Genomic DNA, 19,785 nt, shown 5'->3' on the forward strand with positions numbered 1-19,785 from the left:
ACTCTTTCCCTTGCGATCACTTGCGGTCTGGACCTGCCTGAGTTCCATCGAACACAGGACGGCTCCACGCCCCCCGCCCGGCAAAATGATCTTCCTGACAGTCCATCCAAGGACACTCGACACAGGCCGACCGCGAGCGTCCACCTGAGCAGGCAAACGCCTCTGCCCCGTCCGTGCCGGACGAGACAGAGGCTCGCTCATGCGGCGCCGGTCAGCGGAACATCCATGCGCTCCCAGGCCCCGAGCACAGCCTTGTGGGCGTCCGGCTGCAGGTGGGCGTAGCGCTGGGTGGTCTGGAAGCTCTCGTGGCCGAGGAGGTGCTGGACCTCGTAGAGGGAGACTCCCTTCTGGACGAGCCACGAGGCGCAGGTGTGCCGCATGGAGTGGGGCGGATAGTGCGGGACGGGGAGCTGCTCACCGTCGGTGTCGAAGTAGTGGGCGTTCTCGATGGCCGGCCACCAGGTCTGGCGGCGCCAGTTGCCGTCGTCGAGGCGACGGCCGGCGCGGCCCTTGGTGATGGTGGTGAAGACCAGGGCGTCGCGGTCGAGCGGGTGGATGTGCTGTTCGAGGGCGTCCAGGACGTGTGGCGGGAGCGGGACCTCACGGCGGCTCCTCGAACTCTTGGGGTACTCCTTGATGCCGCTCTTGGTGTTGACCTCCACCACGAACAGGCGGGAACGGCGCTGGTCGATCCGATGGCGGTGCAGGCCGGCGAGTTCGCCCCAGCGCAGGCCCGTGTAGAAGCCGAGCAGGCACATGGTGCGCCATGGGGCCGGGAGCTCGTCGACGATGCTCTGCGCCTGGTCGAGGGTGAACCATTGCGGGGGCTTGATCGCGATCTGCGGCAGGTCGATGTTCCGGCAGGGGCTGACCGCGATGACATCGTCGTCGTCGGCCGCACGCATGATGGACGACAGCAGGTTGTACGCCCTCTTGATCGCCGAGGCGCCAACCCCCTTCTCGACCAGTCCGCGGATCCAGCTCTGGACGTCCATGCGGGTGACGGCCCGCATCTCCCAGTCGCCCCAGTGGGGCAGCACGTGGTTCTTGATGCTGGAGGCGTCGCCGCGCAGCGTGTGGGGCTCGGCGACGCGGGCCTGCCACCAGCGGGCGTGCCACTCGTGAAACGCCATCTCGCCCGCTCGGGGGTCCCTCATGCTTCCGCGGGCGAACTGGGTCTCCATATCTGTACCCCAGGCGCGGGCCTGCGCCTTGAGGGGAAACGACTCGCTGAACCGGTCTCCAGCCCGGTTGCGGACGGTTGCCTGCCATTTGCCGGACTTCAGCTTCCGGAGGTACGTGGTTCCGGTCCTTCCTGTTTCTCGTATGGACGGGCTTGGTCCTGGTCAGCGGCGGCGCACCGGCGGCGCGACCGCCCTGCTGTTGATGAAGTCGTCCAGGCTCGCGGCGGGGACGCGGACGCGAGAGCGAGCCGGTCCTGTGCGCAGGTCGACGACGGGCAGCTCGCCCGCGGCGATGAAGCGGTAGACCGTTCGGCGGTCGACGTCCAGGGCTGCGGCAACGGCAGGTATGGACAGCAGGCGCGGGGCCATAGGCGGTTCCTTTGCGGGAGAAAGAGCGACGAGAATTAAGAGATCTACCTGGGACGGGGGCAACAAGCCCAGCAGTTGCTGCGCGATCGCCGAATAGGTCATCTACGTACGGCCGGAATCTCCGAGCGGAGCAGAAGAGAAAACGAGCGGGACTACGTGTGCGCGGCAGGGAACCTGAAATCGGCGCGTAGGCGGATCAAGTAAGGCGTCCTCTGGGGATGTGGGCAGACTTCTGGCAGGGACCGGCACGACAGGCGTTCCGGGACCCCCAATGATCCGGAGAATCCCCGGTTTCGCTAACCGGGGATCGTCGGCTATATTTCGCCCACCCCGGCCTCCCCTGGGGGGCATGAGGGGGTCGGCGAGGAGGTTCTGCGGGGCGATTCCGAGGGCTGTGGCGATGGCGACGAGGTCGTCGATGTCGCAGCGGCGGACGGTGCGTTCGATGCGGGAGAGCGCGGTGAAGGTCATGGGCCGGCCGAGCGTGGTGACGCGGGCGGCGAGCTGGCGCTGGGAGTAGCCGCGGGCGGTGCGGGTGCGTTCGATGGCGTGGGCGGCAGCGTGTCCGGCGGGTCCGATGGCGAGGGGGCGTGGCGGCATGGGTGGTGTTGTAGCTTGCGCGCCGGCCGGTCCGGAAGGGTATTCCTGTCTGCCGTGAGCGATGCGAATCACGCGGCAATTTCCGGCGGCGATTTCGGTGACCGGGAATCCGGCCCTACAGTTGCGGCCGACGCGGCATGCCGACGGGCTGTACCGAATTCCAGCGCAAAGTCTGGACTTCTGCGCACCAGGTGTGGCTGTGTTGGCCATGCACCCGGCGCCGCCGGATTCCCCTGACCTCTCCTGAAAGGTGGTCGATCGCCATCGCCCGTATCCGCACCATCAAGCCCGAGGCGTTCTCGTCCGAGTCCCTCGCGGCGGTGTCCCTGTCCGCCGAGCGGACCTTCTTCGGGCTGCTCACCCAGGCCGACGACCAGGGCCGGTTCCGCGACCAGGCCGCCGTCATCGCCGGCCAACTGTGGTCGCTGCGCCGCGAGCACGGCCCGGAGGCGGTCGAGGACGACCTCATCCAGCTCGACGGCGCCGGGCTGATCTGCCGGTACGCGGGCGGGGACGGCAAGCGGTACCTGCACATCGTCACCTTCGCCAAGCACCAGAAGATCAACCGACCCAGCGGCGTCCGCACTCCCCCGTGCCCGCACCACGATCTCGGGATTCCGCGCGAGCCCTCACCGCAGACGCAGGGAGCTGTTGTGGAGTCCTCCGCGAGTCGTCAGGGAGGACTCAAGGAGCCCTCCGTGAACTACGAATCCGCAGGTCAGAGCCGATTCCGTGAGCACTCATCGCATCCGCACGGAGGGCTCGCCGAGCCCTCCGTGAGCCCTCACCGTCCGGATCTAGGACCTAGGAACAGGGATCTAGGATCTACCCCGTTGGGGGGCGCAAGCGCCCCCGCGCCCGACTCGGACTCGACGAAGGACCTGATCGGCGAGTACGCCGCCGGATGCCCCCACCGCCCGCCGCAGGACGTGCTCAGCCACCTCGGCCGCGAGGTGAAGAAGCTCCTCGCCGAGGGCATCTCGCCGGACCACATCCGCGCCGGCCTCGCCCGCCACCGCGCCAAGGGCCTGCACCCGAGCACCCTGCCCAGCCTCGTCCACGAGGCCATGAACGCCGCCCCGGCCGCCGCTGCCCACCAGCCGTGGACCAACCCTGCCGACACCGCCGCTGCCTACGGAGGCGACCTCTGACCACCTCCACCCTCACCCGCGATCCGCAGCAGCCCGCCCGGATCACCGGCCGACTCGGCGACATCCTGGCCCAGCGCGGCATCGCCCCCGACGCAGCCGCCCAGGAGCCAACGCCCGAACCTGTCACCGCACTGCAACAGGCGGAAGCCCGCATCCCCGCCCGCTTCCGCCACGCCCTCGCCAACCATCCCCAGGTCACCGCCTGGGCGGACGCGATCGCCCGCGCCGGACGCCCCGGCCCCGGCGGCGCACCGGGCATCGCGGAGGGGCCCTCCCTGCGGATCGTCGGCCCGACCGGCACCGGCAAGACCCACCAGGCATACGGCGCGATCCGCACCCTGCTGGCCGCCGGGGTCCGCCTGCGCTGGGAAGCCGTCACCGCCGCTGACCTGTACGCCCGCCTGCGCCCACGCCCCGGTTTCGACAGCGAGCGTGACCTGCAGAGCCTGATGCGCTGCCCGCTGCTGCTCCTGGACGACCTCGGCGCGGCAAAGACCAGCGAGTGGACCGAGGAGCTCACCTACCGGCTGATCAACCACCGGTACGACCACCTGCGCCCCACCCTGATCACCAGCAATCTCACCACCGACGCCCTGCGGGCGGCCCTCGGCGACCGCGTCGCCTCTCGCCTGGCCCAGATGACCGAGCGCGTCACCCTCGAAGGCGAGGACCGCCGCCGTCAGAAGCCCGTCGCCTGACCCCGACAGCGCCCATCCCGCCCCCTTGCACCACACCGGAGATTCCTGCTCTTGCCCTCCCCTGTCCCGATACGCCCCGCCTTCGAACGGCGAGGCCGTCCCCTCCTCAGGGGGATCACCCTGATCGCCGCCGTCGGCTTCGTCCTCTCCTACGACGCCCTGCGGCAAATGGCCGTCGCCGCCCACATCAGTGGACCGCTGACCTACCTCTTCCCCCTCGTCATCGACGGCTTCATCGCGCTGGGCGTCACCGCCCTGCTCATCCTGCGCACCGCCCCTCTCCGCTCCCGCCTGTACGTGTGGACGCTCGTCACCCTGGCGACCGGCGCCAGCATCTGGGCCAACGCCCTGCACGCCATCCGCCTGAACGAACAGGCCCGCCTCCACCTCAACAACGCCACCGTCGGCGCCCTGTCCGCCATCGCCCCACTCGCCCTCGCCGGCGCCGTCCACCTCTACCTCGTCATCAACCGCCACCTCGCCGCCAACAAGGCGATGGCGGCCGAACCGCCAACCGCCAAGGCACCCAGTGGCGGACCGCCACCGCCCGCTGCCAAGTCCGCCGCCACCGCCATACCCGCTAAGCAGCGCCTGGTGCAGCCGACCGCCACGCCAGAGCCGAAGCCGCCCGCCGCACCGGCTTCCCCCGCCACGACCGCCACGGCGCCGCCTCCCGCCACCGCCACACCGCCGAGGAAAGCGACGCCAAAACCTGGCGGGCGCAAGGCCAGCGCCCCTGACGCGTACCTCCTGGAGCTCGCCCGCCAGATGCGCTACGAGACCGGCACCGTCCGCCGGACCGACCTGGAGCGCACCGCCCGTGCCCAGGGCTACACCGTCGACAGGGCCCGGGCCCAGAAGGCCGCCGACACCGTCCTGGAAGAAGCGGCCACCACCAAGAATCTGGCGGCCACCGCCTGACACTCCTGTCACCCCATGCCTACACGGGCGCCCCTCCAGCACTCACTCCGAAGGAACACCCTGATGCACGACAGCCACACCGAGGCCCCCACCAACCAGCCGTTGGTGGCCACCAACCCGGCCCCGGGCGGAGCAAGGTATGGCGTTGGACCGTCCAAGGGCCGGTCCCACGCGAAAGCCTCCGCCCCGGGGGTGGCGGAGGCAGGTCCCCGGCGCGAGGGCGCACCGGAGCCAGGGGGCGTGCGTGCCGCCGACGAGGCCGCGCTGCACCGAGTCGCCCGCCGCCGCGCCCGCCAGGACGTGCAGCGTCGAGAGCGTGTCGACGTCCGCTACAGCATCGACGAGAAGCAGGCGATCCTCGCCGAAGCCCGCCGCCACAACCTGGCCGGCGCGCACCTCGTCGGCGCCATCGTCATGGCCCACCTGAACGGCGACCTCGCCCTGCCCGACCAGCGCACCACCGCCGACGACCTGATCGATGAGTACGCCGCGCTGCGTACGCAGCTCGCCAGGATCGGCACGAACGCGAACCAGATCGCCCACCGGCTCAACGTCGGCGGCGAGGCACATCCTGTGGACGCCGCCGTCCTCGCCAAGGCCCGCCAGCTCGTAGCGGCGGTGCAGCAGGCGGTCTCGGCGGTCGACACCGCCGCCGACGTGACTGCCACGAACCGCCGGGCGGCCTGATTGATCGCCAACATCGTCAAGCCCGGCCACAAGACCCGGGGCGTCCTGAACTACCTCTACGGGCCCGGCCGCGCCAACGAACACACCGACCCCCACCTCGTCGCCTCATGGGACGGCTTCGCCCCCGACCCCGGCCGCGACCCCGACGCCACCCTCGCCCAGCTCGCCGACGTCCTCGACCTGCGGGTCAAGCAGGCCGGCCCGAAGGCGCCGAAGAACCACGTCTGGCACTGCTCGATCCGCGCCGCCCCCGAAGACCGCCACCTGACCGACGACGAGTGGGCCACCATCGCCCGCCGCGTCCTCAACGCCACCGGCATCGCCCCGGCCGACGACCCCGACGCCTGCCGCTGGGTCGCCGTCCGCCACGCCGACGACCACATCCACATCGTCGCCACCAAGGTCCGAGGCGACCTCCGCCCGCCGAGGAACTGGAACGACTTCCTGCGCGCCGACAAGGAACTCGTCACCATCGAGAAGAAGTACGGGCTCCGCCAGGTCCCGCGCGGAGACCGCACCGCCGCCAAGCGCCCCACCCGCGCCGAGCATGAGAAAGCCCGCCGCACCGGGAACACCCGGACCTCCCGCGAGCACCTGCGCACCATCGTCCGCACCGCCGTCTCGGCGGCCACGACCACCGAGGAGTTCTTCCACCTCGTCGAGGGAGCCGACGCCCTCATCGACGTCCAGTACTTCCCCTCCGGGGACGTCCGCGGCTACAAGGTCGCCCTCGACGGCGACACCAACGCCCAAGGCGATCCGGTGTGGTTCTCCGGCTCCACCCTCGCCGCCGACCTCTCCTACCCCAAGATCGCCGAACGCCTCACGACCGCGGAAGCACCGCCTGCCAACCAGACCGAAGCCCCGGCCTGGCGACGACTCACCATCGCCGTCGACCGGACGCCCGACTACCTCGACCATGGCGAGGACCAGGCCGGACAGGCTCACATCGCCGTCCTCGCCGAAGTCCTCGACGCACTCCCCCTGGTCGCACCTGTCAGCCTCCAAGCCCAGCTGGTGCAGGCAGCCACGGCGTTCGAGTGCGCCGGCCGCTCCCGCATTGGCGCCCACCATCAGCAGACCCAGGCCACACGACGAGCGGTGAAGGCCATCCTGCGCGTGCCCCCGCCCAGGGACGGAGCCCTCCTCGCGACCGTACTCGACGCCCTCCTCCTTGCGGTCATCGCCGCCCAGCACTGGCACCGCATCCGCAACCACACCCAGCAGGCCGAAGCCGCCCGACGATCAGCCGAGCACCTCCATGTCGCCTACAGGAACGCAGCCGCAGAGACTGTGGCCGTGATCCACCACCGGGGTCAGCGCCTCACCCGACCGATCGTGGAACGGCAGGCCGCCACGGTGCGCCGAGCGCTGCCCGAACTGGCCGAGCAAATCCTCGCCGAACCTGCCTGGCCCGCCCTCGCCACCACCCTCAACGACGCCACGGCAGCCGGTCACGTCGACCCCGCCGCACTCCTCGCCCAAGCCGCCCGCCACCGCGAACTCGGTACCGCCACCAGCCTCACCGAAGTCCTCATCTGGCGCCTCAGGCGCCTTCCGGATCTGGCCGTCGACAGGCTGCCGCCCGACAAGACAGTAGGCGGAGTTCGGCCTGGTCCCGCCACACTCACGCCCAGGGCGGCACAGTCAGACTCCCTTCCAAGGAGCCGTTGACGCAGACCCCACCGCGAGCAGCGCATCCGCATGCTCACTGGGTGAAAATCGCTCGCGTTCCGCTTCGGCGCCCACTCGCCCCGATGCTGAGAAGGTAGACCGGATCACGCTCAGTCGATCTTGCCCTCCAGCAGCTCCAACGCCTCCCCCCACCGGAAGCGGTCCGCTCCCCCGCCCGCCTTGGGCCGGTGCGGCTCGTACGACCCGACCAGCACGCCCATCTCCCGCAGCTGGTCCAGGTTCCGGCCGTAGGCCGGGTGTGTGGCCATGGCTGCGTTCACGTACGGCAAGACGACCGTCGGGATGCCGATCCCGTACGCCTCGCACAGGATTCCCAGCGCGAGGGTGTCGGCGATGCCGGCGGCCCACTTGTTGATCGTGTTGAACGTGGCCGGCGCGACGGCGATGGCGTCGGCAGGCGGGAGCGGGCGCGGGTCGCCGGGACTGAGCCAGGCCGAGCGGATCGGGTAGCCGGTCTGGGCCTCGATCGCCTCGGTGTCGAGGAAGCCGAGGCCCTGGGGTGTGGCGATGACGCCGACGCCCCAGCTCTGCTCTTGCGCGGCGGTGATCAGCTTGTGTGCGTCGCCCGCGATGCCGGCGGCGCAGACGACGACGTAGAGGAAGGGCTTCCTCGGATGGTCGTTCACTGCCCGTCTTCCCTGTCCGCGGTCAGGAGCCTTGCGGCTTCCTCGGCGCAGCCCCACGAGAGGGTGACACCGGCGCCTCCGTGCCCGTAGTTGTGCACGACCACGGTGCCGTCCTCCGTCCGCTCTGCTTCCACCCGGACCCGGGCCCGGGTCGGTCGGGCGCCGATCCGGTGTTCCAGGATGCGGGCCTGGGCGAGACGAGGTTCGACCTCGGCACAGCGGGTGAGGATGCCGACCGCCGCCTTGTCGTCGGGGCCGAGGTCGCCTTCGCCGTCGATGGCGATGCCGCCCAGGACGACGGTGTCGCCGTGAGGGTAGAAGCACAGCAGGTTGGGCGAGAGGCCGGTGTCCTCGGAGAAGAACTCGGTGAGCCCCGGGTTGGTGACGACGATGTGCTGGCCGCGGATGGGACGAACGCCAGGGTCCGGGAGCAGATCCTTGGCACCCAGGCCCGTGCAGTTGACGATCACGGCAGCAGGGCTGGCGTCCGCGAGCGAGGCCAGGCGCCGCTGCTCGACCGTTCCTCCAGCAACGTCGAGCCGGCGCAGGAGGTAGGCGAGGTAGGTGGGCATGTCGATCAGCGGCACCGTGAACCGGTAGCCGACCGAGAACCCGGCCGACAGTTCGGCCAGCTCACACGGCCGAAAGCCGGGCAGGGTGGTGGCCCAGTCCGGCGGCGCCTCGGCCGTGTGGGACGCCTCGATGCCACTGGTGAGCCGGACGCCCGTGGACGGGTCCTCCGCCAGCTGGCGGAAGATCTCCAGGGACCGGCGCCCCCACTGGTCGACCTTGTCCTTCGGCTCGACCAGGTACGGCCCCCACATCGCCCCGGCCGCCAGTGACGTGACGCCCGGCACCTGCTCGGCGATCACGTGCAGCAAGGCTCCGGCCTCGGCGAGAACGACGGCGGTGGTGAGACCCGCCACCCCAGCACCGACAACGACAACGCGCTCCCCTGCGGTCACGTCTCTGACCCTAGAGGTCACGCTCCGACGCCGCAGGCACACCGAGAAAATCGACTGCCATCGGCGCGGCGAGACGGTGCGGGTACACACTGCCCTGGGTCTCTGACACCGCGCGGTGATCCTTGTGCACCCGGGTGCCCTGCTCACGTATCGTCGCCAAGGTGACCAACGCGCATGTGGCGAGCAGGCACCGCCTTCCCTCCCATGATCTTGCGGAACTGATCAAAGAGTTCGACCTCGGGGACGTCGTCGACTGGCGTCACCTGACCGACGGCCTCATGAACGTGAACTGGCAGCTGGACACGCCGCGCGGGGCCTTCGCTCTCAAGCGGGTCACGGATGTGCCGCTCGACAGGTTGCGCCGCAATCTTGCCGTGCTGCCAGCCCTGGCTGAGGCCGGCATTCCGGTGATCGTCCCTGTGGTGGGCTCGTCGGGTGGGATCGTGGTCGAGGCCGGTGGGAGCGGGTACTGCCTGTTCCCATGGGCCCGAGGAGCGCACGTTCGTGGCGTTGACCTCCCCGTCGCTCGGGTGCGGCGGCTCGGCGCAGTCCTCGCCGAGCTCCACCTGGCGCTCGGGCGCGCCGCCGAAACCGGAGTCCTCCCCGCTGTTCCCGACAGTCTCACCGCGGACGTCGTCACGCCGGAACGGGCGTCGGAGAAGGCCGACCGGCTCGCCACTGCTGCGCGGGCCCACGGTTCGGGCGACTCCTTCGACGCGGCGGCGCTCGACGCCCTCGCCAAGCGTCGGGTGTTGCTCGCCAAGTACGCGGCCCTGCGCCCTGAGGGAGACGTTCCCGCAGGGCCGTACGGCTGGACGCACGGCGACTTCCAGTACCGGAACCTCCTCTGGGCCGACGGCGATCTGACGGCCGTCCTGGACTGGGACCGGCTGGGCGTCCGCCCGTACGCCGAGGAGGTCGTCCGGACGGCACAGGTGCAGTTCGGGGTAGAGGGCGTCTTCGGCCTGGAGCGGGTGGCGGCCTTCGTGAGCGGCTACCGGTCGGTGATCCCGTTGGAGCCGGCCGCGCTGCTCGACTCCGCACGTCGCCTGTGGTGGAAGCGGATGACAGACTTTTGGCAGCTCGAGTTCCACTACGACCGGGGTGACCACTCCTGCGACGACCTGTTCATCGCCGACGAGGCGCTCCTCCACTGGTGGACAAAGCGACTCGACGAGGTGGAGCGGGCGTTCGGCGGCGCTCTCTAGATCCCCAGTTCCCGGAGCTCTGGGAGGCACGGGCGGGTGAAACGTGCCGCTCTGGTCCGCGCCAACTCCCCCAGCGCTTCGCGGTCCACGTCGCGGATCGCTCGCGCCCACGCCTCGGGGCCGGCGGTGGCGGGCAGGACGATTCCGGCGTCGCCGATGGCTTCGGGGATCCCGCCCCGGTTCGTACCGATGGTCGGGACGCCGTGAAGGGCGGCCTCGACGATCACGCGGGGGAACGCATCTTCCACCGTGGACGGGACCAGCAGCAGGCGGTGGCTACCGTACAGCGGCTCCATGTCGTAAACACGGGGCACATACGTGACGTTCGGATAGGCCGCGAAGTCGGCTGAGGTGTCCCACCAGCCCTCGACCAGGGTGAAGGGCTGCTCCGGCATGAGGCGGATGAGGTGGTGCAGCAGCTCGGCGCCCTTGGCGGGGATGGGGTTGATCATGAGTACGGCCGGGGGCCGCTCCCTGTCCGTGTCCGTAGCCGGTCGTGGGCGGGCGAACGGCGGGTACACCACGTCGATGCGGGTGCCGGGCGTGTGGGGTGCCCGGTCGCGGACGAACTTCGACACGGCCAGCCCGTAGTGCGGACGGCCGGCGAGCACGCCCAGGCCGGTGGCGGAGACGGAGTGGAGCAGGCCGGCGACGAGGGTGGTCGGCGTCGCCAGTTCGGCCAACTTCGCTGATCCTTCCTGGGCGGTGAACACGACGTCGGGGCTGAGTTCCCCCAGGAGGCTGGCCAGTGCGTGCTCCACGTTGTTCTGCATGAACGCCGCGCACTCGACCCCGTTCCACCGGTAGCGCAGGGAGCCGTTCGCTTCGTCGTACGGGACGCGATGCCTGTGGAGATGTGCGCGCATGTCGGGGAGCTGGGTGGCTCCGTCCCACGGCGCCTCGTGTGAGCCGAGGTAGGTGACGCGCCAGCCGGCGGCGGCGAGTTCTTCGGCGAGGAGTTGCTGGGTGACCTCGGCGCCTCCGATGAGGAAGGGAGGTGGGGTGCGGCGCCAGGCGAAGAGGGCGGTGGGCACCGGCGGTCACCTCGCCCAGAAGCCGACGAGGGCTTCCACTCCCCGAGCGACTTCGTCCGGGTCGGCGTCGGCAGCGAGGACCGTGAGCTCTCGCGTCATGGGCCGGCGGGCCGTGTGGACGAAGTAGTCGCGTGCGTGGTGAAGGAAGCCCGGCTCATGGAGGAAGTACTCGGACTCGGCGGCGGTGTGGCCGGCGGTCTTCCGGCGGAGGTGGAGCGACTCGGCCGGTACGTCGAGGTAGAGGGTGCGATCGGGGCGCAGGAACGGGAGCGTCGTGAGCCGGCCGTGGAGCCGGTGATGGACTCCGTATCCAAACAGAGCGTCCAGGGCGTACGCGTGGGCGAGCAGGGTGTCCACGGAGCGGTCGAGGACGACGATCTGCCTGCCGCTCGCGGCGGCCTCGGCCACTCGGGTCGCCTCGATCTCCATGAACCGCTCGAAGGCGGCCAACTGGGCGGCCGCGGAGTCGGTTCGGGCCGGAGGGATGTCGTCGCGGTGGGCAATGTGCTTGACGTAGCAGTCGGAGACGAACGCGCGCGAGCCGAGGGTGGTGTGGCGGAGGTGGCGTATCGCCGTGGACTTGCCGGCGTAGGAGGGCCCCTCCAGGGCGATGATCAGCACGTCGTCTCCTCCGTCCGGTAGAAGCGCTCGGCATAGAGTCCCGTGCCGTCGACGAGGTCGGCCGCCGTGGTGAAGGCGTGCCGGATCGGCCGGTACATCTTCCGGGCCGGGTGCATCTGCGAGCCGTGCATCCGCAGGACGGTGACCTTGTCCAGGACGACGTCGGTGATGTCCACCAGCTCGGGCCGCATGGCCGCCCCCGTACGCGTACGGAACAGGTGCTGGTCGCAGCCGACGAGCGCGTACGTCGCCCAGAAGGCGAGGTCCTCCCAGAACCAGGTACAGCCGAGACGGACGGCCGCTTCGTGGACGAGGAGGTGGTCGGGGTGACGGGTGACGGCGGCGGGGGCGAGGAGCTCGGCGTCGGGGTGGAGCGCGGCGATCCGGCGCAGCTCCTCGGTGACCCGGTCAAGCACCTGTGGGTCGTAGGGCCCGTACGGCGGCTCGGCGTCTTTGTGTCCGAGAAGGAGTCGGCGGGCGGCGAACGGTGCGAGCGCGGCGGCGCCCTCGCGGTCGCGCAGCTCGGACACCATGTCGACGTCCGCGTACGTGGCTTCCAGCGCGGGGTGCACGCTGCGGGAGCGGGTGAAGACGGTGACCACGGTCAGCGGTCGGGGGCTGGCGAGGAAGGCACCCGAGGCGGAGAGGGAGAAGTCGTCGTGGTGGGGTTCGATGACGAGGACCGGGCGGCCGGCGGGGGTTCGGGCCTCGACGTAGTACGGAGCGTGGGTGTGAGGCGCTGTCACCTCCAGGACACGGTGGTCCATGGCCCGGTGGCGGGCGGCGAGCTGCTGGGTGTGCGCCCGGTGGGCGCGGTGGAGGTCGTCGGGAAAGGTGTAGATGCCGCTGCCGTCCGGAACCGGCAGGCCGACGGCGGGCAGGGTCTTGGGCTGGGGCCGCACGGGGGTCTCCTTCGTCATCGCACGGTGGTCTCGTACCAGTGGCGCCACATGCGGGGCGACCGGAGCCGCAGGCGGGCGGTGACGGGGTTCTGCCACCAGAGCATCCGCAGGCTCGACCACTGGTCGTAGCGGCGGGTCGACGGGCGTACGCGCAGGTCGTCGAGGATCGCCACGGGCCGTCCGGTGGCCTGGCCGTGGGCGCTGAGCCGAGCGAAGAACTCCACGTCCTCGCTCATGAACAGGTCGTCCCGGTACCCGCCGACGTGGTGGAAGGCGTCGGCGGTGCAGAACTGGTTGACGCCCTGGGCTCCACCGCGCCGGGTTCGGTAGTGATCCCAGTACGCGCACAGCAGGCGGGCTCCGAGCCGCTCGGGCGTGTAGAGCGGCGGGATGGCACCGCCGACCGCCCCGGCGTCCATGGCGGCAGCGGCGGCGGTGACCGCCTCCAGCGGCAGGGCCACGTCGGCGTCGGTGAAGAAGAGACGGCCGCTGCGGGCGGCGCTCGCGCCGGTGTTGCGTACCCGGCCGATGTTGCGGACGGACTCGGTGACGACGCGGGCGCCGAAGGAGGCAGCCATGTCGGCGGTGGCGTCGGTGCTGGCGTTGTCGACAACGATCACCTCCCCGGTGCGGCCGGTGACCTCCTCCCAGCGGGCGAGGGAGGCGAGGACGGAGGGCAGGTAGCGGGGCAGGTAGGCGACCTCGTTGAAGGCCGGGATCACCACCGACAAGGCAGGGGTGGTCATCGGTACGTCCTTTCGGGACGGGGTACGCGGAAGAGGTGCGGGGTCCGTCGGCTCAGCTCGTCCAGGCGGCCGGCCCACCGGACGCGGTCGTCGCCGGGTTCGGAGTGGGCCCAGCAGCGCAGCGTGTGGAAGACGGCCCAGGCCGTCAGCTGGTGGTGGTCCAAGGCGAGTGGATAGGCGTCGGTGACCGTGCGGGCCCGGGCGGAGGCGATGGCGCCGGACATGACCAGGGTCTGGGCCACGTCGGATTCGCGGGGGCCGGCTGCGGCGTCGGTGAAGTCGACGAGGTGGCGGACGGCTCGGGGCCCAGCGAGCACGACGTTGTCGCCGTGCAGGTCGCCGTGACACCACACCGGGGCAGCCACGGGGGCGTCGGCGATGGCGGCCAGGGCGGGCGCGATGCGGTCCAGAGCGCTGGGCGGGCAGCGACGGCCGATCGAGGTGACCTGCTCATGGAGCGGCCGGCGCGGGGCCCACGGCTGGACCGGGGACCGGTGAAGGCGGCCGAGCAGGCCGCCGAGGTCCCTCAGGGCTCGCTCGTCGTCCACCCGGCCGGATCGCACTGCGCTTCCCAGGGTGAGCGGGCCGAGGTCCGCGGTGATGAGGGCGGTCACCTCGTGGCCGGGCACGTGTCCGTGTGCGAGGACGGCGGGCACAGGGACGTGCTGCGCGACGGCCCGGACCGCCGCCGCCTCGGTCGCGGCGTTGCGGCGGGCGGTGACCGCGTACAGCTTGATCACCACACTCCGACCGTCGGCCAGGAAGGCCCGGTACACGACCGTCCTCGACCGTGCCGACAGGCGGTGTGCGGCATGGACCGGAACTCCCACGAGACCGAGGGCGGCGCGCGCGACGGCAGCAGGTACGTTCGTTGTGCTCACCGCGCACCCGCCGGTTCCGCTCCGAAGGCACCCAGGCGGCGGACGTGCCGAAGGGTGACCGCCAGGTGCCGCCGGTACTCGGCCACGTCCTCGGTGACGGGGCAGTCGGCCTGCCAGGGCTTCTCGGGGCCGACGAAGTGCACGAGGGCCGCGGCCGGGTCCGGCCTGAGCGACCGGGTGACGACCCGCCGCACCCAGTTGCCCCGCTCCAGGAACCGGCCGGTCTCGAACCTGTTGAGTCCGGCGGCGGCCGGCCGCACGCGGCCGGAGTGCAGGAGCCACAGGTTCAGGGCGTCCTGGTCGTTGTGGAGGATGTGGCGGCGGCCGCGGACGAGCGCGTGCTCGACGCCCCTGCGGACGACGGGCATGTGGCCGGTGCGGGTCCAGAGAACTCCGGCATTGAAGTAGGGACGGCCGCGCAGGTGGGGCCAGCGTTCGGCGGCCCCGGGCAGCGCCGGGCACTCACCTACGGCCGGGTTGAACTCGTCACGTACGGCGCCGATCTCGTCCTCCCGGAGGGATCCAAGCGGATCGGTGACGTCTCCGCGTACGAGCACGTCCGCGTCCACGTAGATCAGGTAGGGCCGGCGGACGAAGTCGGGCGTGAACTCGAACCGCAGGTAGGTGGTGACGGTGATGTACGAGGCGTCCGCCATGCGCGAGGCGCGCAGCGGGACGCAGCGCCGGAGGTCGAAGGAGGCGAAGCCGGTCCGCTTGGCGAAGTCGGAGAGGAGCAGGGCCTGCGTCGGGGCGAGGTCGAGGGTGAGCACCCGTACCGCCGCATGGCGGCGGGCGACGGGGGTGAGGCTGTCGGCCAGACCCGCGATCGCGGCGAGGCCGGGGACGAGGTACTGCTGGTCGATGCAGAGACCGAACGCGTACACGGGACGTCGCCTTTCAGGCGTGGTGCCGGAAGGGAGTGAGGGACGGGACGGTGAGCGAGCGCGGAAGCTCACCGGTTGTCCCCGCCGCCGGAGGGGGCGAGGACCTTGAGGCTGTCGGGGTTCGTCGATCTCCCAGCAGGGCCCGCCCCCGGTCGGCGGCCTCAGCACCCACACGGTGCCGTCGGCACGGACGTCGGTGACGATCGCCCGCCGCCCGTCTCCGTCCCGGACGAGGTCACCGACCCACGCGCGCCGGGCGCTCACGAGGTGCCCTCGTTGTGCGTGTCGGTCTGTCCGAACCAGCCGGAGGCCGCGTCCGCGAGGTCGCGGCGGCGTCGGGCCTGACCGGGCGTACGGCGGCCCGGGGTGCCGTTCGACGCGTCCGCGACGAACCCTCCCCGATCGCGGAGGAGCACGCCGAGGGCCGCGAACTGAGCCGCGTCAGAGGCGACATGCGCCGGGCCGCTGACGACGACGCCTCGGATCATCCCGGCGGACAGGGCGGCCGTGACCGCCTGCCACCCCGGCCGCTCAGCGAGCGGCAGCGCCGGGTCGGAGTCGGACCAGACCCCGGCGACGTGCCAGTGCCGGGCGACGGCGTAGTAACGGCCACGCTCCTCGCTCTCGCCCAGGGCGGTGGAGGTGGTGGCGCAGGAGTAGACGGCAACGGGTACGTGCCCGAGGCCGCCGGGCGGGTTGTTCGGCATGCCTCCAGGCTGGTGGCCTGCGATGCATGGGCCCAGGCACGGCCCGTCGCAGCGGAGGAACCTCGTACCGGGCTCGACTGCCACGTCCCGTGGCAGCGGTCGCGGACTCCGCCGTGGGGCTGGCACGGCCCGTAGCAGTCATGTCGGCGGCACCCGCGGAGCTACTACGGACCGTGGTACTGAGGCCCGTTCCTCAGCGCACCCCGAGCGGGACACCGGCGGAGTTGGCCAGCCCGCGCAGTCGGCTGACGGACACGCCGGCGAGCCTGCTGATGATGACGCCGGGCAGCATCTGGTGGCGCACCCAGCCGGGAGCCGTCTCGCACACCGTTTGGAGGGTGTCGGCGGCGGCCTCCCACCGTCGGCATTCCACCTGGGTGAGAGCGACGTCCAGGCCGAAGCGGGCGCGGGTGGCCAGCGGCACGCTGGCGTCCAGGCGGACGGTGTCCATGAGGCGCAGAGCGCCGCCCGTATCGCCGAGCGCCACCGCGATGCTCATCGCTTGCGTGGCGGCGTACATCGGCCCGTACGGCTGTGCGTGCGAGCCGCGGGCGTGTTCATCTCCGATGCGAGCTGCGACGGCGTGCGCCTGGGAGAGGTACTCGCGGGCGTGGTCCGCGCTCGCCCCGCCCCGGGAAGCGGCGACGGCGGCGTTCGTGACGAGCTGACCGTAGACGCTGAGCCGGTCCGGATCGTGCTCGCTCATCTTGGGCTCGATCCGGTCCGCCTGGGCCGCCGCGAGGAGGAAGCCCTGCTTGGTGCGCCCATCACGGAGATTGACCCACGCGGTCGTGGCGGCGAGATGGGCGTCGCGCAGTTCGTCCCCGCCCTGGACGGCGATCTGCCGTCCGTACGTCAACGCCGCGTACGCCAGGTCTCGCGAGCCAAGCACGTTGGCGGCCATGCCCGCGGTCTGGAAGGTGTCGATCAGGACGCCGGCGGCGGCCTCCCGTTCATCGAGGCCTGCAGCGTCGAACCGGGCGCGGGCTTCTGGAAGGAGCCGCCCGAGGAGGGTACCGAGCTCGATGTATCGCCCTTCCCAGTACGCGGCGTCCGCGCGACGCACGACAGCTCGAAGTTCTTCGACGCTGCCCGGCTCGACATCGGCGGGGATGCCGATGGCAGCGTCGTGGGTCGCCGCGGAGACCACACGCAGCGCGGCCCGCTCGTCGCGGTCCATGGACCGGCGGGGCGCCTGCTGCCCGAGGAGCACGGCGATGTCCGTACCGAGCGCGTCGGCGATCGACAGCAGTGACGGCAGGGAAGCCGTCCCGCCGCGTTCGAGCTTGCGGACGACGCCGACGGACACACCGGCCGCCTCGGCTAACTGCTCCTGCGTCATGGCACCGCGCAACGCCTTCAAGCGCTCAGAGGTGGTGTACTCCGACCACTGCATACTCCAGAACCTCCGCGTGATGGGCCCCACACGGACAGTACTCACAGAAGCGGTGCGGTGGACAGCCCTCGGCCAGGCGGCAGTTGACGCTCAGACCGTGAGCACAGCCGTGACGCCGAGAAGAGCCTCCAGCTCGGCGACCGCCCTGTCTTCATCGGTGGCGTGAACAGTCGTGATGCCCAGCTCGGCAGCCGGCGGCAGGTTCACCTGATGGTCGTCCACGAACACGCACCGCTCGGCAGGCAGCCCGATCCTCTCCAGTGCGAGCCGGTAGATAGCCGGGTCCGGCTTCGCGAGTCCCTCGAGCTCGGACACGACGTGCACGTGGAAGAGGTCCCAAATGCCGACGTGCTCGTATGGGTTGAACGGATCGAGCCCGAAGCTGTTCGACAGCAGCGCGAGCCGGTGGCCGGCAGCTCGTGCGGCCCGAGCGAGCGCGATCATCCGACGCGCCGGAGGAACGTCGACCCAGGCCCGTCCCATCAGGTTCACGGGGTCCACGTGCTCACCGAGGAGAGCCGCGGTTCCCTCGTTCCACTCAGCCTGCCCTATCTCACCGATCTCCAGCGCCGCATAAAGCCGCCGGCCTTCGGGGTGATCGTTGAGAGTGGCACGCCACGCGCCCGGCTCCAGCCCCTCGGACACACACCAGGCGCGGTGTACGGCGATGGGACTAGCGGTGAGCACCCCGGCGAAGTCGAGAATCAGACCACGCCGCTCATGCCTGTCGGGAGTGGCAGTGCTGTGCGACATGCGGTGACGCCCCTTTCGCGATTGACCCAACGGGGACGCTACCGCGTACCGCGTGTGTGTCATGGCGAAGAGCGTCCTGGCGGAAGACAGCGGCCGGGGAGACAGTCCGTCCGGTCCGGACCCAACCGCCCTGTTCCGACAGGATGGTTCGGGGGCGCCGCTGAGTTGTCTGTCCAGGGTCGCCAGGACGGCCGGGTTCCTCCGCTAATGGCGGTCGGCGCAGCTCTCTCCTCCTCCGAACTTTCCACGACATCGCAGGGTCATGTACCACGAGGCTATTTACAGGATATTCGTCAAAGAACCCGCTGAGGCGAGCAACTGTTGTGGCGTCAGGGTTTGAAGCCTCCTGGCTCAAGGTGCGATGGTGGCGTCTGTGAGTGAGCAAGCATCTTGGGAGGGACTCACCCCGGAGGAGGTCGCCGCCGGGGCCGCTGAGACCCAGACGTTTCTCTTAGACCGGAAGGCAACGCACCGGAGGCATGTCCCCGTTCGGCGTGACTTCGTACAACTCCCACCGCGAGCGGAAAGTCGTCACAGCGTCCTCGCCCAGTTCGTTCAGGGCCGGGACCTGCGCGGGCTGAAGGCGTACCTGTTCATCATCGCGATCACCAGCTCAGACCTGGACGACTGGAGCACAACGCTCAACAGCTCCGTCTGGGCAAGGGCGATCGGCGCGACAGAGACGGCGGAGCCGACGAGCGCACGAGCGGCGGTCAATAAGATCTTCGGCCGTCTACAGGAGCGTCGGTTGATCAAGTACGGCCGCATCCCCGGCACACATAACATCAGGGTTACCCTGCTCCGCGAGGACGGCCAGGGCGGGGAGTATACCCGACCCGGCCGGGAGAACCGAGACCCGTATCTGAAGGTGCCCAGGGATCTCTGGGATTCAAGAGCCATCGATGATCTCGGTCTCCCCGGATTGGCCATGCTGCTTGTCCTGAGCTGCGAGCGGCCAGCCTTCGAACTGCCGCCCGAGCGAACTCCGGACTGGTATGGCTGGTCGGCAGACACGACCGAGCGAGGCTTCAAGGAGCTGGCCCGCAAGGGGTTTATCGAAGTCAAGAAGACCTTCAAGACGGCCCCTGCCAGCCCGAGGGGTTACACCCATAGCAACCGATACACACTTCTGCCCCCATACGTCCATCGAGGACGTAGCGCCACCTCTCAGACGGATGCCCCTGTCAGGTAGGCGTACGACAGGTCCCGGAGTCTCTGTGGGGCGCGACGCTGCCGCACCCCACAGAACCCCAGGCTGAGGCGGCACACGCCGGCAAGCAAATTCCGCCACAGCTGCAAGTACCCCTCGTCGGAAGGAGAACTACTTGAGCACCAACGGTAACGCGCCCAGACAGCCTGGCGACCCCGTGATCAACATCAATCTGTCCGGGAACGCACAGCTGAACTGGGCCTACGGGGATCAGATGCCGAGCATCCGGTCTGACTCTGAATCCGGGTCTTCGGACCGGCGGCCCTTCTGGAAGAACGTAATCTTCTGGACAGCAGTCGGGGCCATCGCCACCACCGTGGGCGCCATCACCGCGTTCCTTTAGGGCCGGTCCGCCCTTTGCGGCGGACGGCAGGACGTCGGCATTCGCCCCGTTCGGGTCTTCTGGACGGGGCCACCCCGAACGCTCCGCCGCAAGTCAAGGGAACTAGCAAGCGTCCGTGAGTTGAACATCGGAGGTCCTGACACGACGAGGGGAGCTCGTGCGCCCCTGCGTACTTGCGTGCTCCGGCTCCCGCAACCGTACCTT

General features: G+C 70.3%; 21 protein-coding genes and 1 pseudogene. 8 read left to right on the forward strand and 14 right to left on the reverse strand.

Features of this window, described 5'->3' with window-relative positions; genetic code table 11:
• Positions 1 to 197 precede the first annotated feature (197 nt).
• The 3 genes and pseudogenes from AB0L33_RS23475 to AB0L33_RS23485 all read right to left on the reverse strand — a co-directional run.
• Positions 198 to 1,157 carry a tyrosine-type recombinase/integrase gene (locus AB0L33_RS23475; RefSeq protein WP_365684416.1) on the reverse strand — a complete coding sequence of 320 codons (960 nt, stop codon included), beginning with the start codon at positions 1,155 to 1,157 and terminating at the stop codon, positions 198 to 200.
• Positions 1,158 to 1,346: 189 nt separating this feature from the next.
• On the reverse strand, positions 1,347 to 1,553 hold the full coding sequence (locus tag AB0L33_RS23480) for a helix-turn-helix domain-containing protein (protein ID WP_359588412.1): 207 nt from the start codon (positions 1,551 to 1,553) through the stop codon (positions 1,347 to 1,349).
• Between the two features lie 363 nt (positions 1,554 to 1,916).
• Positions 1,917 to 2,153, reverse strand: a pseudogene (locus AB0L33_RS23485) (helix-turn-helix transcriptional regulator); the annotation flags it as partial.
• Between the two features lie 263 nt (positions 2,154 to 2,416).
• On the opposite strand from AB0L33_RS23485, the gene AB0L33_RS23490 reads away from it, so the two are divergent.
• The 5 genes from AB0L33_RS23490 to AB0L33_RS23510 all read left to right on the forward strand — a co-directional run bounded on the left by AB0L33_RS23490 (position 2,417) and on the right by AB0L33_RS23510 (position 7,284).
• Entirely contained in the window at positions 2,417 to 3,304 is an 888-nt protein-coding gene (locus AB0L33_RS23490; RefSeq protein ID WP_365684649.1) for a hypothetical protein, read from the forward strand.
• Positions 3,301 to 4,002 carry an ATP-binding protein gene (locus AB0L33_RS23495; protein WP_365684651.1) on the forward strand — a complete coding sequence of 234 codons (702 nt, stop codon included), beginning with the start codon at positions 3,301 to 3,303 and terminating at the stop codon, positions 4,000 to 4,002. The genes AB0L33_RS23490 and AB0L33_RS23495 overlap by 4 nt, the downstream gene beginning before the upstream one ends.
• A 114-nt stretch (positions 4,003 to 4,116) precedes the next feature.
• Positions 4,117 to 4,923, forward strand: a complete 807-nt coding sequence (locus AB0L33_RS23500; RefSeq protein WP_365684653.1) for a DUF2637 domain-containing protein — start codon at positions 4,117 to 4,119, stop codon at positions 4,921 to 4,923.
• 63 nt (positions 4,924 to 4,986) lie between these two features.
• Entirely contained in the window at positions 4,987 to 5,610 is a 624-nt protein-coding gene (gene mobC / locus AB0L33_RS23505) for a plasmid mobilization relaxosome protein MobC (RefSeq protein ID WP_365684418.1), read from the forward strand.
• The gene (locus AB0L33_RS23510; RefSeq protein WP_365684420.1) at positions 5,611 to 7,284 is read left to right on the forward strand and encodes a mobilization protein; all 1,674 of its coding nucleotides are present in this window, start codon (positions 5,611 to 5,613) and stop codon (positions 7,282 to 7,284) included.
• Between the two features lie 110 nt (positions 7,285 to 7,394).
• On the opposite strand, the gene AB0L33_RS23515 is transcribed toward AB0L33_RS23510, so the two are convergent.
• Entirely contained in the window at positions 7,395 to 7,931 is a 537-nt protein-coding gene (locus AB0L33_RS23515; RefSeq protein WP_365684422.1) for a flavoprotein, read from the reverse strand.
• Positions 7,928 to 8,896 (reverse strand): FAD-dependent oxidoreductase, encoded by a 969-nt coding sequence (locus AB0L33_RS23520; protein WP_365684424.1) that lies wholly within the window; start codon positions 8,894 to 8,896, stop codon positions 7,928 to 7,930. The genes AB0L33_RS23515 and AB0L33_RS23520 overlap by 4 nt, the downstream gene beginning before the upstream one ends.
• A 161-nt stretch (positions 8,897 to 9,057) precedes the next feature.
• On the opposite strand from AB0L33_RS23520, the gene AB0L33_RS23525 reads away from it, so the two are divergent.
• Entirely contained in the window at positions 9,058 to 10,104 is a 1,047-nt protein-coding gene (locus AB0L33_RS23525; protein WP_365684426.1) for a phosphotransferase, read from the forward strand.
• Here AB0L33_RS23525 and AB0L33_RS23530 read toward each other — a convergent pair.
• From AB0L33_RS23530 to AB0L33_RS23570, 9 genes are all read right to left on the reverse strand, one after another.
• Entirely contained in the window at positions 10,101 to 11,138 is a 1,038-nt protein-coding gene (locus tag AB0L33_RS23530; RefSeq protein ID WP_365684428.1) for a glycosyltransferase, read from the reverse strand. The genes AB0L33_RS23525 and AB0L33_RS23530 overlap by 4 nt on opposite strands.
• Before the next feature lie 6 nt (positions 11,139 to 11,144).
• Positions 11,145 to 11,759 (reverse strand): hypothetical protein, encoded by a 615-nt coding sequence (locus tag AB0L33_RS23535; protein ID WP_365684430.1) that lies wholly within the window; start codon positions 11,757 to 11,759, stop codon positions 11,145 to 11,147.
• Positions 11,753 to 12,679 (reverse strand): PIG-L family deacetylase, encoded by a 927-nt coding sequence (locus tag AB0L33_RS23540; protein ID WP_365684432.1) that lies wholly within the window; start codon positions 12,677 to 12,679, stop codon positions 11,753 to 11,755. Before AB0L33_RS23540 ends, AB0L33_RS23535 begins: the two co-directional genes overlap by 7 nt.
• Positions 12,676 to 13,407 (reverse strand): glycosyltransferase, encoded by a 732-nt coding sequence (locus AB0L33_RS23545; RefSeq protein ID WP_223777252.1) that lies wholly within the window; start codon positions 13,405 to 13,407, stop codon positions 12,676 to 12,678. The genes AB0L33_RS23540 and AB0L33_RS23545 overlap by 4 nt, the downstream gene beginning before the upstream one ends.
• Positions 13,404 to 14,288, reverse strand: coding sequence for an aminoglycoside phosphotransferase family protein (locus tag AB0L33_RS23550; protein WP_365684434.1), 885 nt, complete (start codon positions 14,286 to 14,288; stop codon positions 13,404 to 13,406). Before AB0L33_RS23550 ends, AB0L33_RS23545 begins: the two co-directional genes overlap by 4 nt.
• The gene (locus AB0L33_RS23555) at positions 14,285 to 15,172 is read right to left on the reverse strand and encodes a glycosyltransferase (RefSeq protein WP_365684436.1); all 888 of its coding nucleotides are present in this window, start codon (positions 15,170 to 15,172) and stop codon (positions 14,285 to 14,287) included. The genes AB0L33_RS23550 and AB0L33_RS23555 overlap by 4 nt, the downstream gene beginning before the upstream one ends.
• Positions 15,173 to 15,432: 260 nt before the next feature.
• Positions 15,433 to 15,879, reverse strand: a complete 447-nt coding sequence (locus tag AB0L33_RS23560) for a hypothetical protein (RefSeq protein ID WP_365684438.1) — start codon at positions 15,877 to 15,879, stop codon at positions 15,433 to 15,435.
• A 193-nt stretch (positions 15,880 to 16,072) separates the two neighbouring features.
• Positions 16,073 to 17,275 carry a helix-turn-helix transcriptional regulator gene (locus AB0L33_RS23565; RefSeq protein ID WP_365684440.1) on the reverse strand — a complete coding sequence of 401 codons (1,203 nt, stop codon included), beginning with the start codon at positions 17,273 to 17,275 and terminating at the stop codon, positions 16,073 to 16,075.
• Positions 17,276 to 17,365: 90 nt separating this feature from the next.
• Positions 17,366 to 18,028: an HAD-IA family hydrolase gene (locus tag AB0L33_RS23570; RefSeq protein ID WP_365684442.1), complete on the reverse strand. Its 663-nt coding sequence runs from the start codon at positions 18,026 to 18,028 to the stop codon at positions 17,366 to 17,368.
• A 373-nt stretch (positions 18,029 to 18,401) separates the two neighbouring features.
• Here AB0L33_RS23570 and AB0L33_RS23575 point away from each other — a divergent pair, with 373 nt between their 5' ends.
• A complete protein-coding gene (locus AB0L33_RS23575) occupies positions 18,402 to 19,220 on the forward strand; it encodes a hypothetical protein (RefSeq protein ID WP_365684444.1) in 819 nt (272 codons plus the stop codon).
• Positions 19,221 to 19,353: 133 nt separating this feature from the next.
• A complete protein-coding gene (locus tag AB0L33_RS23580) occupies positions 19,354 to 19,581 on the forward strand; it encodes a hypothetical protein (protein ID WP_365684446.1) in 228 nt (75 codons plus the stop codon).
• Positions 19,582 to 19,785: the final 204 nt, after the last annotated feature.

Origin of the sequence: Streptomyces sp. NPDC052299, from assembly GCF_040679335.1 — a bacterium.
Lineage (GTDB): Bacteria > Actinomycetota > Actinomycetes > Streptomycetales > Streptomycetaceae > Streptomyces.

Bases quoted from the DNA above. Each gene is read 5' to 3' on its own strand.
- AB0L33_RS23560 (WP_365684438.1), bottom strand. From the start codon at position 15,879: ATGCCGAACAACCCGCCCGGCGGCCTCGGGCACGTACCCGTTGCCGTC.
- AB0L33_RS23540 (WP_365684432.1), bottom strand. From the start codon at position 12,679: ATGACGAAGGAGACCCCCGTGCGGCCCCAGCCCAAGACCCTGCCCGCC.
- AB0L33_RS23475 (WP_365684416.1), bottom strand. From the start codon at position 1,157: ATGAGGGACCCCCGAGCGGGCGAGATGGCGTTTCACGAGTGGCACGCC.
- AB0L33_RS23565 (WP_365684440.1), bottom strand. From the start codon at position 17,275: ATGCAGTGGTCGGAGTACACCACCTCTGAGCGCTTGAAGGCGTTGCGC.
- AB0L33_RS23545 (WP_223777252.1), bottom strand. From the start codon at position 13,407: ATGACCACCCCTGCCTTGTCGGTGGTGATCCCGGCCTTCAACGAGGTC.
- AB0L33_RS23480 (WP_359588412.1), bottom strand. From the start codon at position 1,553: ATGGCCCCGCGCCTGCTGTCCATACCTGCCGTTGCCGCAGCCCTGGAC.
- AB0L33_RS23570 (WP_365684442.1), bottom strand. From the start codon at position 18,028: ATGTCGCACAGCACTGCCACTCCCGACAGGCATGAGCGGCGTGGTCTG.
- mobC (WP_365684418.1), top strand. From the start codon at position 4,987: ATGCACGACAGCCACACCGAGGCCCCCACCAACCAGCCGTTGGTGGCC.